Origin of the sequence: Andreprevotia chitinilytica DSM 18519 (assembly GCF_000711875.1) — a bacterium.
GTDB lineage: Bacteria > Pseudomonadota > Gammaproteobacteria > Burkholderiales > Chitinibacteraceae > Andreprevotia > Andreprevotia chitinilytica.
Genome location: NZ_JONM01000002.1, coordinates 157,477 through 171,715 on the forward strand (window position 1 = coordinate 157,477; position 14,239 = coordinate 171,715).

Annotated in this window: 16 protein-coding genes; 11 read left to right on the forward strand and 5 right to left on the reverse strand. The window is 57.5% G+C overall.

What is annotated here, in order from left to right; all coding sequences use genetic code 11:
* Positions 1-24 precede the first annotated feature (24 nt).
* The 7 genes from rpsP to BR41_RS03520 all read left to right on the forward strand — a co-directional run bounded on the left by rpsP (position 25) and on the right by BR41_RS03520 (position 4,518).
* Positions 25-273 carry a 30S ribosomal protein S16 gene (gene rpsP / locus BR41_RS03490; RefSeq protein ID WP_035052911.1) on the forward strand — a complete coding sequence of 83 codons (249 nt, stop codon included), beginning with the start codon at positions 25-27 and terminating at the stop codon, positions 271-273.
* 72 nt (positions 274-345) lie between these two features.
* Positions 346-831 carry a ribosome maturation factor RimM gene (gene rimM, locus BR41_RS03495; protein ID WP_051710206.1) on the forward strand — a complete coding sequence of 162 codons (486 nt, stop codon included), beginning with the start codon at positions 346-348 and terminating at the stop codon, positions 829-831.
* 5 nt (positions 832-836) lie between these two features.
* Positions 837-1,595, forward strand: a complete 759-nt coding sequence (gene trmD / locus BR41_RS03500) for a tRNA (guanosine(37)-N1)-methyltransferase TrmD (RefSeq protein ID WP_035052913.1) — start codon at positions 837-839, stop codon at positions 1,593-1,595.
* 69 nt (positions 1,596-1,664) lie between these two features.
* Positions 1,665-2,045, forward strand: a complete 381-nt coding sequence (gene rplS / locus BR41_RS03505) for a 50S ribosomal protein L19 (protein WP_035052915.1) — start codon at positions 1,665-1,667, stop codon at positions 2,043-2,045.
* A 96-nt stretch (positions 2,046-2,141) separates the two neighbouring features.
* Positions 2,142-2,642, forward strand: a complete 501-nt coding sequence (locus BR41_RS03510) for a methylated-DNA--[protein]-cysteine S-methyltransferase (RefSeq protein ID WP_156970536.1) — start codon at positions 2,142-2,144, stop codon at positions 2,640-2,642.
* Positions 2,626-3,546, forward strand: coding sequence for a site-specific tyrosine recombinase XerD (gene xerD, locus BR41_RS03515; RefSeq protein ID WP_245615793.1), 921 nt, complete (start codon positions 2,626-2,628; stop codon positions 3,544-3,546). The genes BR41_RS03510 and xerD overlap by 17 nt, the downstream gene beginning before the upstream one ends.
* A 93-nt stretch (positions 3,547-3,639) precedes the next feature.
* Positions 3,640-4,518, forward strand: a complete 879-nt coding sequence (locus BR41_RS03520; protein ID WP_035052918.1) for a mechanosensitive ion channel family protein — start codon at positions 3,640-3,642, stop codon at positions 4,516-4,518.
* A 76-nt stretch (positions 4,519-4,594) separates the two neighbouring features.
* Here BR41_RS03520 and clpA read toward each other — a convergent pair whose 3' ends face one another.
* Both clpA and clpS read right to left on the reverse strand, forming a co-directional pair.
* Complete coding sequence (clpA, locus tag BR41_RS03525) at positions 4,595-6,871, reverse strand: ATP-dependent Clp protease ATP-binding subunit ClpA (protein ID WP_035052921.1); 2,277 nt, start codon at positions 6,869-6,871, stop codon at positions 4,595-4,597.
* On the reverse strand, positions 6,868-7,179 hold the full coding sequence (clpS, locus tag BR41_RS03530) for an ATP-dependent Clp protease adapter ClpS (protein ID WP_035052924.1): 312 nt from the start codon (positions 7,177-7,179) through the stop codon (positions 6,868-6,870). The genes clpA and clpS overlap by 4 nt, the downstream gene beginning before the upstream one ends.
* Positions 7,180-7,430: 251 nt before the next feature.
* Here clpS and BR41_RS03535 point away from each other — a divergent pair, with 251 nt between their 5' ends.
* Entirely contained in the window at positions 7,431-7,634 is a 204-nt protein-coding gene (locus BR41_RS03535; protein WP_035052925.1) for a cold-shock protein, read from the forward strand.
* 144 nt (positions 7,635-7,778) lie between these two features.
* On the opposite strand, the gene icd is transcribed toward BR41_RS03535, so the two are convergent.
* The gene (icd, locus tag BR41_RS03540; protein WP_035052927.1) at positions 7,779-9,002 is read right to left on the reverse strand and encodes an NADP-dependent isocitrate dehydrogenase; all 1,224 of its coding nucleotides are present in this window, start codon (positions 9,000-9,002) and stop codon (positions 7,779-7,781) included.
* A 130-nt stretch (positions 9,003-9,132) separates the two neighbouring features.
* Here icd and BR41_RS03545 point away from each other — a divergent pair, with 130 nt between their 5' ends.
* From BR41_RS03545 to mnmA, 3 genes are all read left to right on the forward strand, one after another.
* Positions 9,133-9,759 (forward strand): pseudouridine synthase, encoded by a 627-nt coding sequence (locus tag BR41_RS03545; protein WP_035052930.1) that lies wholly within the window; start codon positions 9,133-9,135, stop codon positions 9,757-9,759.
* A gap of 202 nt (positions 9,760-9,961) precedes the next feature.
* Entirely contained in the window at positions 9,962-10,432 is a 471-nt protein-coding gene (locus tag BR41_RS03550) for an NUDIX hydrolase (protein WP_035052932.1), read from the forward strand.
* Positions 10,429-11,499 carry a tRNA 2-thiouridine(34) synthase MnmA gene (gene mnmA, locus BR41_RS03555; RefSeq protein WP_035052934.1) on the forward strand — a complete coding sequence of 357 codons (1,071 nt, stop codon included), beginning with the start codon at positions 10,429-10,431 and terminating at the stop codon, positions 11,497-11,499. The genes BR41_RS03550 and mnmA overlap by 4 nt, the downstream gene beginning before the upstream one ends.
* A gap of 83 nt (positions 11,500-11,582) precedes the next feature.
* On the opposite strand, the gene BR41_RS03560 is transcribed toward mnmA, so the two are convergent.
* Together BR41_RS03560 and BR41_RS03565 are read right to left on the reverse strand one after the other, a co-directional pair.
* On the reverse strand, positions 11,583-12,521 hold the full coding sequence (locus BR41_RS03560; RefSeq protein WP_035052935.1) for a DegV family protein: 939 nt from the start codon (positions 12,519-12,521) through the stop codon (positions 11,583-11,585).
* Between the two features lie 199 nt (positions 12,522-12,720).
* Positions 12,721-14,217: a YdgA family protein gene (locus BR41_RS03565; RefSeq protein WP_169741245.1), complete on the reverse strand. Its 1,497-nt coding sequence runs from the start codon at positions 14,215-14,217 to the stop codon at positions 12,721-12,723.
* Between the last annotated feature and the right edge of the window lie 22 nt (positions 14,218-14,239).

Sequence of the window (14,239 nt, forward strand, 5' to 3'; positions counted from 1 at the left end):
CGATTTCAAACTGGATTAACTGACATGGTCGTGATTCGTCTTTCCCGTGGCGGCGCCAAGAACCGTCCGTTCTACAACATCGTCGCCACTGATTCCCGCAACCGTCGCGATGGCCGTTTCATCGAGCGTCTGGGCTTCTACAACCCGGTTGCCGTTGAAGGCGAAGAAGCCGTCCGTTTCGCGCTGGATCGCGTGAACTACTGGGTTGGCGTTGGCGCGCAAGTAAACGAGTCCGTCGCCAAGCTGCTCAAGAGCTACAAGCCGGCCGCTTAATTGGCTGTGCTGCCAAAAGCGATTGCCCCGCAGGCGAACCCTGCAACCGAGGTCCCCACGGATCTGGTTGAGATGGGTTTTGTGAGCGGGGCGTTTGGTATTCGCGGGTGGGTGCATATCGTGCCTGATACTGAGTTTGCCGATAGCCTGCTCGATTACGACACGTGGTGGTTGGGTCGTAACGGTGTCTGGCAAGCCTATAAAGTGCTCGAAAGCGTGGTTCAGCCCAAAAAGCTGGCCGCTCGGCTCGAAGGAATCGATGATCGTGATGTTGCCTTTTCGTTCAAAGGCATGCAGGTCGCGGTTCCGCGTAGCCAGATGCCTGAGCTCGATAACGACAACGAATTTTATTGGGCTGATTTGATCGGCCTGACGGTCGTGAACACGCAAGGCGAAACGCTGGGCGTGGTCGAGAAACTGTTCGAAACCGGCGCGAACGATGTACTGGTGGTGAACGATGGCGAGACTGAGCGCTTGCTGCCGTTTGTCGCACATGTGGTGTTGGCGGTGGATCGTGACGCAAAGCGCATCACGGTTGACTGGGGTTTGGACTACTGATCCCGATGGTGACGCGACAAATCGATGTCGTGACGCTGTTTCCGGAGATGTTCGACGCCGTGACCAAAAGCGGTGTGACACGCCGGGCAGTCGAGCTGGGTATTTTTGCCCTGCAGGCGTGGAATCCGCGTGATTTCACCAGTGACAACTACCGTCGTGTCGACGACCGTCCGTTTGGTGGTGGCCCTGGCATGTTGATGCAGCCGGAACCGCTTGAGCTGAGCATAGAGGCAGCGAAAGCACGGCAAGTTGCTACCGGTGTAACGCCCAAGGTCATTTACCTGTCGCCGCAAGGCGCGCCGTTGACGCATGACAAGGTACTTGAGCTGGCCGAGCTGGATGGCTTGATCTTGTTGTGTGGTCGGTATGAGGGTGTGGACGAGCGCCTGATCGAGCGGCAGGTCGATGAAGAGATTTCCATCGGTGATTACGTGCTGTCGGGTGGCGAGTTGCCGGCGATGGTGCTGATCGATGCGGTGGCAAGGCATTGGCCGGGTGTGTTGAACACGCAGGCCAGCGCCATTGAAGATTCGTTTGTGGATGGGTTGCTGGATTGCCCGCATTACACCCGTCCCGAGGATTACCGCGGTATGGCGGTTCCGGAAGTTCTGCTTTCGGGAAATCATGCCAACATTAGGCGTTGGCGTTTGAAGCAGGCGCTGGGCCGCACTTGGTTGCGTCGCCCGGATTTGCTTGTGGATCGTCAGCTTTCAAAAGAGGAGGCTCGGCTTCTGGCTGAATTCAAGGCTGAACATAAGGCCTGATTCGGCAGCACCCAAACCGCCCAGTGGGCGTGAGGGCAGAAGGAACAAGCTTCGAATGGAGTAATTGCAATGAACCTGATTCAGCAACTCGAACAAGAAGAAATCGCCCGCCTGGGCAAGAGCGTGCCGGACTTTGCACCGGGTGACACCGTCATCGTGCAAGTCAAGGTGAAGGAAGGCAATCGTGAGCGTCTGCAGGCTTACGAAGGCGTCGTGATCGCCAAGAAGAACCGCGGTCTGAACAGCTCCTTCATCGTTCGCAAGATTTCGGCTGGTACGGGCGTTGAGCGTACCTTCCAGACGTTCTCCCCGCTGGTGGCTTCGGTTGAAGTGAAGCGTCGCGGTGATGTGCGTCGTGCAAAGCTGTACTACCTCCGCGATCGTTCGGGCAAGTCTGCTCGTATCAAGGAAAAGCTGCCGGCTCGCAAGGTCGCCGTGGCTGCCAAGTAATTCCGGCATTCCTTCGGGAGCAAAAAACGCGGGCTACGGCCCGCGTTTTTTTATGCCTATCGTCCGAGTATCATCGTTGTTCCACTGGGAGCCGACATGACATCCTCCTCTGCCATCAGATATCAGTCTGTTATTCAGGCGCCGTTTGGCCGGCTTGGCATGGCCGCTGATGGTGATGTGCTGACGCTGATTCATTTCTTGCCAAGCGATGTTGTTTTGCATGCACCGAACTCTTCGATTCTCCGCGAGGCCGCGCGCCAACTCGACGCCTATTTCCAAGACCCCGACTTTCGTTTTGATCTGCCTTACCGCCTCATGGGTTCCGAGCACCAGCGCAAAGTGTGGCAACGGATTGCCGCGATTCCGAGTGGGGGTGTGATTCGCTATGGCGATTTGGCCCACGACATCGGGTCAAACGCACGTGCAGTGGGTGGTGCCTGTGGTTCTAACCCGATACCCGTTGTGATTCCATGTCACAGAGTTGTAGCTGCCAGCGGGCTTGGTGGTTTCAATGCCGGTCGTGATGGCGTGGACTGGATGCCGATCAAGCGCTGGTTATTGCGCCATGAAGGAGTGCTGCGTGACTGGTTCGATTGAGCTGCCATCGGCCGAGCTTTCGCTGATCGACGAGTTCATTGACGCGGTCTGGCTAGGCGATGGCTTGGCGCAACATACCGCCAACAGCTACCGGCTGGATTTGCGCATCTGGCTGGGCTGGTTGGTGGCGCAGCAAAAGGCGCTGCTCACCGCTGATTCCGCAGATGTGCAGGATTTTCTGGCTCGCCAAGCGGGTGAAATGAAAGCATCCACGCTGGCGCGACGGCTTGCCAGCCTGCGCAAGTTCTACCGTCATTGGCTGCAATCGGAAAAGATCGTCGCCGACCCGACCGATACGCTGACTTCACCGAAACGGGTTCGTCCATTGCCGAAGGCGCTGGAAGAGGTGCAAATCGAAGCGCTGCTCGATGCGCCGGATATCGAAACGCCAGCGGGCCTGCGCGATCGGGCGATGCTGGAGCTGATGTATGCCACCGGTTTGCGTGTCTCAGAGCTGGTTGCATTGCCGATTGAGCAAATCCACCTTAACCCGGGCTATCTGCAGGTGATCGGCGGCAAGGGGAATAAACAACGGCTGGTTCCCATTGGCGAGGAAGGGTGTCATTGGTGTGAGCGCTACATGAAAGAGGCCCGTACGCAATTTTGTGGTGGCCGGAATGTGGCGACACTCTTTGTGAACCAGCGCGGCGAGCCAATGACCCGGCAGGGCGCCTGGTTCATCGTCAAGGGCTATGCGGCGCGGGCCGGTATTGCGGTAGAGAAACTGTCACCACACGTGTTGCGGCACGCATTTGCTACCCACCTGTTGAATCACGGTGCAGACCTGCGCATCGTGCAGACCTTGCTTGGGCATTCCGACATTGGCACGACCCAGATTTACACGCACGTGGCCACGGCCCGCTTGCAAGCCTTGCATATGGAGTTTCATCCGCGCGGAAAGTAATTTCGCCAAGAATCCCGACAATGATTTCGCCAGACTGTCACCGCTTTGTCTTATGCTACGGCTGTTTCTTCTTCAAGCTACAAGGAGTGCCCCATGGCAAACAATTTGGTCGAGACGACCGTGAGTACCGCAAGCAAGTATCAGGATCTCGTTCTGCAATATGCCACTGATTTTGGCATCAAGATTCTGGCTGCAATCGCATTTTGGGTGGTGGGCCGTTGGCTGATCCACATGGCGGTGCGCATGGTGCAGGGCTCGTTGGAGAAGCAGAAGGTCGATCCGACGGTACTGCGCTATGTAGGATCGGTGATCACGGTTACGCTGAATATCCTGCTGGTGATTGGCATCCTGGGCTATTTCGGCATTCAGACGACGACCTTCGCGGCGTTGATTGCTGCGGGTGGTATCGCTATCGGTATGGCTTGGTCGGGGTTGTTGGCGAACTTTGCTGCCGGGGCATTCATCATTGTCTTGCGCCCGTTCAAGGTCGGTGATTTTGTCACCGCTGGCGGCATCACCGGCACGGTCAAGGAAATCGGCTTGTTCGCGACGGCGCTGAATACACCGGACAATGTCGTGACACTCATCGGCAACAACAAGATTTTCTCCGACACGATCCAGAACTACAGCCTGAATCCATTCCGCCGTGTTGACCTCAAAGCACAGCTGGCGGGTAGCGCTGATCACCGTGCCGCGATTGCCTTGCTCAAGGAGAAAGTGGCTGCGATTCCAAACGTGCTGGCCGCACCAGCCGTGGATGTGGAAATCCTCGAATTCAACCTAGTGGGCCCTGTGTTGGCAGTGCGTCCCTATTGCCACAACGATCACTACTGGCAGGTGTATTTCGACACCAACAAAGTGATCAAGGAAGCACTGGCTGAGGCTGGATTCCCGGTGCCGACACCGTCGCAAGTCCTCTCGCTGGCGACGCCGAGCGTGTTGGAAACGCTGGCGAGCAAGTTCAAGAGCTGATTGCGCTTGAGACGAAAAAACAAACCCCGCTTTTTACGGCGGGGTTTGTTTTTGGTGGGTACGAACTTGAAGAGGATCAGGCTGGTTCGGCTGCGACTTCTGCGTCGTCCAGCTGCAACGTCACCTTGCCGTCGGCATCGATATCGATGGTCACTTCGCCGCCATGCGTCAGTCGACCGAACAACAGTTCGTCGGCCAGTGCCTTGCGGATCGTGTCCTGAATCAATCGAGCCATCGGCCGTGCGCCCATCAGTGGATCGAACCCCTTGTCGGCAAGCATGTCCTTCAACGCCTGCGTAAAGTGGGTATCCACCTTCTTCTCTTGTAGTTGCAGTTCCAGTTGCAGCAGGAACTTGTCGACCACTTTCAGGATGATCTCGTGCGTCAGTGGCGCGAACGGGATCGTCGCATCCAGCCGGTTGCGGAATTCCGGTGTGAATAGACGCTTGATTTCCTGCATCTCGTCACCGGCTTCCTTCTTGGCCGTAAAGCCCAGCACTGGTTTGTTCAGTGACTCAGCACCCGCGTTGGTCGTCATGACGATGATCACATTGCGGAAATCTGCCTTGCGACCGTTATTGTCAGTCAACGTGCCGTGATCCATCACCTGTAGCAGGACATTGAAGATATCCGGATGTGCCTTTTCGATCTCATCCAGCAGCAACACCGCATACGGATGCTTATTGATCGCTTCCGTCATCAGGCCGCCCTGCTCGAATCCGACGTAGCCCGGTGGCGCGCCGATCAGCCGGCTGACCGCATGCCGTTCCATGTATTCGGACATATCGAAGCGAATCAGTTCGATGCCCAGCGTGTATGCCAGTTGTCTCGCGACTTCTGTCTTGCCGACGCCGGTCGGGCCGCTGAACAGGAAGGCACCGATTGGCTTTTGCGGATTGCCCAAGCCGGCCCGCGCCATCTTGATGGACGTCGAGAGCGCTTCGATGGCCTTGTCCTGACCAAACACGACATTCTTCAGATCGCGATCCAGTGTCTTGAGCGCGCTCTTGTCGTCGTTCGAGACGTTCTTCGGCGGAATCCGCGCGATCTTGGCCACGATCTCTTCGATCTCGTGCTTGTTGATCGTTTTCTTCTGCTTCGAACGCGGCAGGATTTTCTGCGCCGCACCGGCCTCATCGATCACATCAATCGCCTTATCGGGCAGATGACGGTCGTTGATGTATTTGGCCGAGAGCTCTGCTGCCGTCGCGAGGGCGGACAACGTGTACTTCACGCCATGATGGCTTTCGAACTTGTCCTTCAAGCCCTTGAGGATCTCGATGGTTTGCTCGACCGTCGGCTCCGTTACGTCGATCTTTTGGAAGCGACGTGACAAGGCGTTGTCTTTCTCGAAGATGCCGCGGTACTCGGTGTACGTCGTCGCGCCAATGCACTTGAGCGTGCCGTTGGACAGGGCAGGCTTCAAGAGGTTGGAAGCATCCAGCGTGCCGCCCGAGGCCGCGCCTGCGCCGACGAGGGTATGAATCTCGTCAATGAACAGGATGGCGTTGCGCTCATCGGTCAGCTGCTTGATGACTGCTTTCAGGCGTTGCTCGAAATCACCGCGATACTTGGTGCCGGCAAGCAATGCACCCATGTCGAGGGAATAGACGGTGGCATCGGCCAGAATGTCCGGCACTTCGCCTTCGACGATGCGCCGTGCGAGGCCTTCCGCGATGGCGGTTTTGCCAACACCAGCTTCACCAACCAGCAGCGGGTTGTTCTTGCGCCGACGGCACAGGATCTGCACCACGCGTTCCAGCTCGGGCTCACGACCGATTAACGGATCGATCCGGCCGGCGAGAGCGAGCTGATTCAGGTTCTGGGTAAAGTTCTCCAGCGCGCCGCCCGGCGTGACTTCGCTGTCGTGCTCTTCGTTCTGCTCAGGGCGGGGGGCGCTGTTGCTGGCGTTGTTGCCGCTTTGCTTGGCGATGCCGTGGGCAATGAAGTTGACGACGTCGAGCCGGCTGATGCCTTGCTGATGCAGGAAATAGACGGCGTGGCTGTCCTTCTCGCCAAAGATGGCGACAAGCACGTTCGCACCGGTAACTTCCTTCTTGCCGGACGATTGCACATGCAGGATCGCGCGCTGAATCACGCGCTGGAATCCAATGGTGGGTTGAGTCTCGACTTCGCCGCTGCCGGAGACGACCGGTGTGTGCTCGGTGACGAAATCACCAAGCACGCGGCGCAGCTCTTCCATGTTTGCGCCGCATGCACGAAGCACCTCGGCCGCGGAAGGATTATCGAGTAGCGCAAGGAGGAGGTGCTCCACGGTGATGTATTCGTGGCGCTTCTGCCGAGCCTCCATGAACGCCATATGGAGGCTGTGTTCAAGTTCCTGGGCGATCATTCTTGTACCTCCATGATGCATTGGAGCGGGTGCTGATGTTGGCGGGCAAAGCGGTTCACTTCATCCACCTTAGTTGCAGCGATGTCTTTGGGATATACCCCACATACGCCGCGACCTTCTGTATGAACTTTGAGCATGACAACGGTCGCTTGTTCATGCGCCATCGCAAAAAACTGCTGCAGAACCACGACCACGAATTCCATGGGGGTGTAGTCGTCGTTCAACAGTAACACTGTATAGAGCGGCGGTGGCCCGACCCGGGTTTCTTGTCCCGCTAGTTCGGGATCGAGTTGATGCTGTATTGCCATGCTGTTCCGTTCACCTCTGCTTCTCATTTTGGCCCGACCGGTGGGCTTTTCAAGCTTACCGGGGGTTAAACGTATGTTGTATTTTTTACCCAGCTGACTTGACCTTTGCATGAAAACTCGCGTACAACGTGATCGCGTTTGATAAGCAAGTTTCATGCAGTACCGGTTACCCCGTTGCGCAGGTCTTGGTATCAAACCGGTCGTCCCATTCCGGGACATGCACTAACGTTATATCTGGAGAAAGACCCCAAATGGCAACGGGTACTGTTAAATGGTTCAATGATTCCAAGGGCTTCGGCTTCATCACTCCGGACGAAGGCGGTGAAGATATCTTCGCACACTTCTCTGCGATCAACATGCCGGGCTTCAAGACCCTGAAAGAAGGCCAGCGCGTTTCGTTCGAAGTTGCGCAAGGCCCGAAGGGCAAGCAAGCTGCCAACATCCAAGCTGCTTAATCGCTGCTTTGGTGTTCGGAAAACCCCGCGTTCACGCGGGGTTTTTTTATTTCTGCAGTTTTCTCGTGCCATGCGGCCAAGAAAAAGCCCCGCAATTGCGGGGCTTTTTACAATGTCGACCGAAGTGCTCGACGGATGTAACGATTACATCCGGGCGATGATCGCCTTGCCGAAGGCCGAGCAAGACACTTCTTCTGCGCCTTCCATCAGACGGGCAAAGTCGTACGTCACGATCTTGGCCTGAATGGTTTTTTCCATTGCTGCGATGATCAGGTCGGCCGCTTCTTTCCAGCCCAGGTGACGCAGCATCATTTCGGCGGACAGCAGCAACGAACCCGGGTTCACCTTGTCTTGGCCAGCATACTTCGGTGCCGTGCCGTGGGTGGCTTCGAAGCAAGCGATGTTGTCGGACAGGTTGGCACCCGGAGCGATACCGATACCGCCAACTTCTGCAGCCAGCGCGTCGGAGATGTAATCGCCATTCAGGTTCAGGGTAGCGATCACATCGTATTCGGCCGGGCGCAGCAGGATCTGCTGCAGGAACGCATCAGCGATCACGTCCTTGATCACGATGCCGTTCGGCAGTTGCAGCCACGGGCCACCGTCGATCTCGACGCCACCGAATTCCTTCTTGGCCAGCTCATAGCCCCAAGTGCGGAACATGCCTTCGGTGAACTTCATGATGTTGCCCTTGTGAACCAGGGTAACGCTCTTGCGGTTGTTGTCGATCGCGTACTGGATCGCCTTGCGCACCAGGCGCTCGGTACCTTCCTTGCTCACCGGCTTGATGCCGATGCTGGACGATTCCGGGAAGCGGATCTTCTTCACACCCATTTCGGTTTGCAGGAAGTCGATGACTTTCTTGGCGCCTTCGGATTGCGCATCCCACTCGATACCGGCGTAGATGTCTTCGGTGTTCTCACGGAAGATCGTCATGTCGATCAGGTCCGGGCGCTTCACCGGCGACGGCACGCCGTCGAAATAACGTACCGGGCGCAGGCAGACGTACAGGTCGAGCTGTTGGCGCAGAGCCACGTTCAGCGAACGGATACCGCCGCCAACCGGCGTAGCCAGCGGGCCTTTGATCGAAACGACGTATTCTTTCAGCGCGGCCAGGGTTTCTTCCGGCAGGTAGCTGTCATTGCCGTACACGCGAGCAGCTTTCTCGCCGCAGTAGATTTCCATCCAGTGGATCTTGCGCGCGCCGCCATAACACTTGGCTACGGCTGCATCGACCACATCCTTCATCACCGGGGTAATGTCGACACCGATGCCATCGCCTTCGATGAACGGAATGATGGGATTGTCTGGCGTGGCGAGGTTCGGGACGATCTTGGTGCCGCCCTGCGGAACTTGGATGTGGCTCATGGTGTTTCCCTGCGGTGGTTGAGGAGACAACGCCTTGATGGCGCTAGCAAAAGAGGAAAGCCGGGATTATCGCGTGAAGCGGCACTTCGTGCCAAGCCATGCCTGATATGCGGGCAGGTACAATCCAGCCATGGCCAAACTGATTTTGCTCAATAAACCTTACGGCGTGATCTGCCAGTTCTCGCCCAGCCCGCCGCATCAATGCCTTACCGACTATGTCGCGGTGAAGGATGTCTACCCGGCTGGCCGGCTGGATACTGACTCGGAAGGGCTGCTGCTGCTGACCGACTCCGGCGCCTTGCAGTCGCGCATTGCCGACCCGAAACACAAGCTGCCCAAGACCTATTGGGTACAAGTGGAAGGCGCGCCGACCGACGCCGATTTGGCCCCTTTACGCTTAGGGGTCAATTTGGGCGACTTCACGACTCAGCCCGCAAAAGTGCGCGTGATCGATGAGCCGGAGAACCTGTGGCCACGTGATCCACCGGTGCGCTTTCGGGCCGCGATTCCGACCACGTGGCTGGAGGTCATCATTGCCGAGGGCAAAAACCGACAAGTGCGGCGGATGACGGCGAAGGTGGGCTTTCCGACCTTGCGTTTGGTGCGCGCAGCAATTGGCGATTGGACATTGGACGGGCTGCCGCCAGGGCAGTGGCGAGAAGAGCGCGTGGTGATGCCGCGACAGACCACGCCGAGCCCACAGAACCCGGAGCGCCCCAAGCAGCGAGGGCGACGTGGTCCGAACAAGACACGGTGACGTGGTTTGCAATCAAATTGCAGCGAAGATGTCTTTAGCAAGTCGTCAGTAGAAATGTAAGCTCACGGAGCCAAGACATATTAAAAATCGGGTAACTCGCTCCCCGTTTTTTTATTGGCATGCCGGTATTTCGCAGTCATGGGCGGGATGCTCGGGTAAAATTGCTTCCTTATATTCTCTAGTTCATTCAAGTTCTTGCCTTATGTGGAAACCTAATGCGACCGTTGCCGCAGTCGTTGAGCGCGACGGCCGTTTCTTGTTGGTCGAGGAGCGGATTCTCGGCCAGAAGAAACTCAATCAGCCCGCAGGCCATGTCGAACACGGCGAATCGATCATCGCAGCCTGCGTGCGCGAAACGCTTGAAGAAACCGCGCACAGCTTCAAACCGACGGCATTGGTTGGTATCTATCAGTGGAGCCCGCCGGAGAAGCCGGAGCTGACCTATCTGCGTTTTGCCTTCACTGGCGAAATCACGGGCGTGGAAGCCGGGCGTGAGCTCGATAATGGGATCGAGGCCGCCGTATGGCTCAACCGCGATGAAATCGTCACCCGCGCGGCGGAGCATCGCAGCCCGTTGTTGCTGGCTTGTGTTGATGACTACCTCGCCGGCAAACGTTATCCGTTAGAACTGCTGCGCGATTTTGATGTCGCTGCACGTGGGGAATCAGCATGACCGCCAGCACGCGTGACAAGATCGTTGTTGGCCTCTCTGGTGGCGTGGATTCCAGCGTGACCGCGCACTTGCTGAAAGCGCAGGGTTTCGAAGTGCACGGCGTCTTCATGCAGAACTGGGAAGACGACAACAACGACGAATACTGTTCGATCAAGGAAGACAGCATGGATGCGATTGCGGTCGCTGATTTGCTGGATATCGACATCGAACTGGTCAATTTCGCTGCTCAATACAAGGACCGCGTGTTCTCGTACTTCCTGGCCGAATATTCAGCCGGCCGCACGCCGAACCCGGACATCCTGTGCAATAGCGAAATCAAGTTCAAGTGCTTCCTTGACTACGCCATTGAGCTGGGTGGCGTGAAGATGGCGACTGGTCATTACGCCAGTAACCGTGTTCGTGCGGACGGCCGCACCGAGTTGATTCGTGCCGCAGACCAAAGCAAAGACCAAACCTATTTTCTGTATCGCCTGTCGCAACAGCAGGTGAGCCAAGCGGTGTTTCCGTTGGGCGGGTTACTGAAAAGCCAGGTGCGCGAGATCGCCGAGCAGATCGGACTGCCGAACGCCAAGAAGAAAGACAGCACCGGCATCTGTTTCATCGGCGAGCGGCCGTTCCGTGAGTTCCTGAACCGGTATCTGCCGAAAGTGCCCGGCAAGATGATCACGCCGGAAGGGCGGGTGATGGGCGAGCACATGGGCTTGATGTATTACACCATCGGCCAGCGCCAAGGGCTTGGCATTGGCGGCGAGGGCTTGCCGTGGTTCGTAGCGGGCAAGGATATGGCCGCGAATGAGTTGATCGTGGTGCAAGGGCACGATCACCCGCTGCTGCTCAAACCCACGCTGATTGCCAAGGATTGCTCATGGATACTCGGCGAGCAGCCGGCAGAGGGGCGTTACACCGCCAAGACGCGCTACCGTCAGCAAGATGCCGCGTGCACGCTGGCGTATATCGACGGTGGCGTGGAACTGACTTTCGATGAGCCGCAATGGGCCGTGACGCCCGGGCAGTCGATGGTGCTTTACGACGGCGACGTCTGTCTCGGTGGTGGCATCATCATGTAATTGCCGCTCGCATGTGGCTGGTAACAAAACGCCCCGTTCTGGGGCGTTTTGAATTGGTGCGAGGCAGATGTTTAGTCGAACCCTTAGTCGAACCGTACTTCACGCTCAGAAGCAAACGCCAGCGCTAGCCCACCCACGCCAATATTGACCGCTGCCGTGGTGCTCATTTCGCATAGGTAAACCTGCACGCGGCGGGCAGTGGCCGCTTGTTTGAGCGCCGCATAACCCGGCATCGCCTCAACCACTTTTGGATCGCCGCCGTAGCTGATGCAGATTGTCGGTGCCAGCAGCCCTTTGTTCAGCTCATCCAGCGCCGTATCGAACAGCTTTTGCACGCCGGCTTCAAAGCCGCGAACGCGGCCGATTGGCTCGGTCGTGCCTTGGAAGCCGCGGATGATGGGCTTGATGTCGAGCGCGCTGCCCAGCAGATAAGAAGCAAATCCGACGCTCTTGTCGCCCTTGCGCCGGGCCTGATTGCGCAACTGGGCGAGATCGGCCGGGATCAGGAACGCCTGCGTGGTCTGGGTGAGTTTCTCGATGGTGGCAATGATCACCGATGACGAAGCACCTTCGGCGGCCAGCCGGGCGACTTCGGCCACGATCAGGCCCTGGCCGGGAAACAGGTTGTTGCTATCGAACACGCGCAGGCTGAATGGGCGGGAATGGCCGGCGGCTTCGCGAATCGGCCGGTAATCAGTCAGGATGGCGCGTGCTGCCAAGGACGCGTTTTCAAAGATCTTGCTGCGCGAACTCATGACCGTCAGGCAGAACACATAGTCGAAGTCGACGACCAGCTGATCGAGAAAACGCTGGCGGATTGCTTCGACGCTGAAGGGCTCGGAAATGTATTCGCTGTCTCCACCAAGCTGGGCATAAAACTGCCGCGTGGCTACAGGGTCGCGCCGGTCGATAAAGGTGTTGCCATCATCACGGATGGTGATAGGCAGGATGTCGATGTGATGCCGGTCGAGGAAGTCGCGTGGCAGGTCACAACAGGAATCGGTAACGACGCCGATACGCATGGACAGATCCGGAAACGAGTAATGATCGTATAGATCATTCAGAGCGGTAATGACACTGTCAATCTAGGCCGGATGGTACAAGGGCGTTTAAAGCGGATGTTTTGGTGCAATGAAACGCCTTTTGGTGCGACCGAATGATGCAAGGTAGTGCAAAAGAAAAGGGGGCAGTGTGCCCCCTTTTCCTTGGTAAAGCGCAGGCTTATTTGCCGGCTTGCTTGGCTTCTGGCTTGCTGTTTTCGACCTTGGCCGGTTGCTCCCACGGCATCGGCACGCGTGCGCCGTTGAGCGTGAATGCACCTTCCTTCAGGTCTGCCGTGGCGGCCAGCATGTCGCCTTCGACCCGGATCAACTTCTGATTCGCCAGACGGTTGATCTGGCCTTCGACGAACTGACCGGCGAGGTAGTCCAGATCAGCCTGCGAGATGCCGGAATCAGCACCGCCGAACATCCGGGTGGCTTGCCAGGCGATCACCGTTTCCACGACTTTGCGCGGCACGACAAAGTCGGCATTGGCGTTGAGTTTCTTCACGAACTCGACCGGTTTGTCCAGATCGCCCGGCTGGAAGCCCTTGAGGCCGACCTTGCCGTTGAAGCGAATTGCACCGTCTGGCAGCTTCACTTCCAGTTTTTCGATCGCCAGCTGCGGATCATGCGTGAGCAGCGGCATACCTTGTTCGCGGGCGAGCTTGGCGACTTGCGTTGGGTAGTCATTGCAGGTCGTGGCTTGCTTTTGCAGGGCAGTAAACGCGTCGCCCAGTTTGGCGAGTGTCGGGCCGTGCAGGTGGCGCGCGCTGGTGATCAGCTCGGCCGGGCCATACGGCTTGCCCGATAAGGTGATCTTGTCGATGTTGAAGCGGGCGGTGCCGTCGATCAATTCGCCGTTTTCGGTGACTGAACCTTGGTAGCGCGGGCCATCGACCTGGGCGTTCAGTCCTTGCGGCAGATAGGTGAGCAAGCCTGCTGGCAGATCAACCTTGAGACTGCCGAGCTTCACCGCGTTGGCGCCCAGCATCAGGCCCGATTTACCGCGCTGATGGTTCGATGTGACGATCAGTTGCGAGAACGAGATGCCCTTGCCATCTTTGAGGCGGACATCCAGACCAGGCACGCTGGCATCGAATTTCACGCGATTGAAGTCACCGCCGTAATCGACGGTGGCGCTCAACCCTTGCCACTTGGCCTTGATGCCGGACAGTGCTTCTTCATGTTCGAAGCTCGGCATCGTGATTTGCATCACGCCGTCGTCAGAGAAGCCGATGCGGTTTTCCAGCGTGATCGGTTTTTGCTCGCCGAAGAAGGAGCTGAGCAGCTTCTGCGTTTCCGGTGCGAACACGAAATCGGTGCTGACCACGGCCTTGTACGGATGCAGGTTGAAGTGCGTCAGCAAGGGGAGCGGGCCGTGGGTGATGCGTTGGGTATAGGTGACTTCGAACTTGGGTAGCGGCGCGCCTTCCTTTTCCAGCGCGAAGCAGTAGAACGCCGGGTTGAGCTGCAGCGTGGTGGTCTCGGTCGAGCTGAACCAGCCGCGCTGGTAGCTGCGATCCTTGACGATGAAGTAGGGCAGGCTGGCGAGCCACTCATGCTGTTTCTGCAGCGTGGTCTCGGCCGCCTGGCCGGCGAAATACGCACCACCGACGTAACCGGCGACCAACACAACCACACTCGCGGATGCGGCGATCAATACTTTGCGTTTCACGCTGAAAAACCCCTTGTTCACA

Bases quoted from the DNA above. Each gene is read 5' to 3' on its own strand.
- rpsP (WP_035052911.1), top strand. From the start codon at position 25: ATGGTCGTGATTCGTCTTTCCCGTGGCGGCGCCAAGAACCGTCCGTTC.
- rimM (WP_051710206.1), top strand. From the start codon at position 346: ATGGGTTTTGTGAGCGGGGCGTTTGGTATTCGCGGGTGGGTGCATATC.
- trmD (WP_035052913.1), top strand. From the start codon at position 837: ATGGTGACGCGACAAATCGATGTCGTGACGCTGTTTCCGGAGATGTTC.
- rplS (WP_035052915.1), top strand. From the start codon at position 1,665: ATGAACCTGATTCAGCAACTCGAACAAGAAGAAATCGCCCGCCTGGGC.
- BR41_RS03510 (WP_156970536.1), top strand. From the start codon at position 2,142: ATGACATCCTCCTCTGCCATCAGATATCAGTCTGTTATTCAGGCGCCG.
- BR41_RS03520 (WP_035052918.1), top strand. From the start codon at position 3,640: ATGGCAAACAATTTGGTCGAGACGACCGTGAGTACCGCAAGCAAGTAT.
- clpA (WP_035052921.1), bottom strand. From the start codon at position 6,871: ATGATCGCCCAGGAACTTGAACACAGCCTCCATATGGCGTTCATGGAG.
- clpS (WP_035052924.1), bottom strand. From the start codon at position 7,179: ATGGCAATACAGCATCAACTCGATCCCGAACTAGCGGGACAAGAAACC.
- BR41_RS03535 (WP_035052925.1), top strand. From the start codon at position 7,431: ATGGCAACGGGTACTGTTAAATGGTTCAATGATTCCAAGGGCTTCGGC.
- icd (WP_035052927.1), bottom strand. From the start codon at position 9,002: ATGAGCCACATCCAAGTTCCGCAGGGCGGCACCAAGATCGTCCCGAAC.
- BR41_RS03545 (WP_035052930.1), top strand. From the start codon at position 9,133: ATGGCCAAACTGATTTTGCTCAATAAACCTTACGGCGTGATCTGCCAG.
- BR41_RS03550 (WP_035052932.1), top strand. From the start codon at position 9,962: ATGTGGAAACCTAATGCGACCGTTGCCGCAGTCGTTGAGCGCGACGGC.
- mnmA (WP_035052934.1), top strand. From the start codon at position 10,429: ATGACCGCCAGCACGCGTGACAAGATCGTTGTTGGCCTCTCTGGTGGC.
- BR41_RS03560 (WP_035052935.1), bottom strand. From the start codon at position 12,521: ATGCGTATCGGCGTCGTTACCGATTCCTGTTGTGACCTGCCACGCGAC.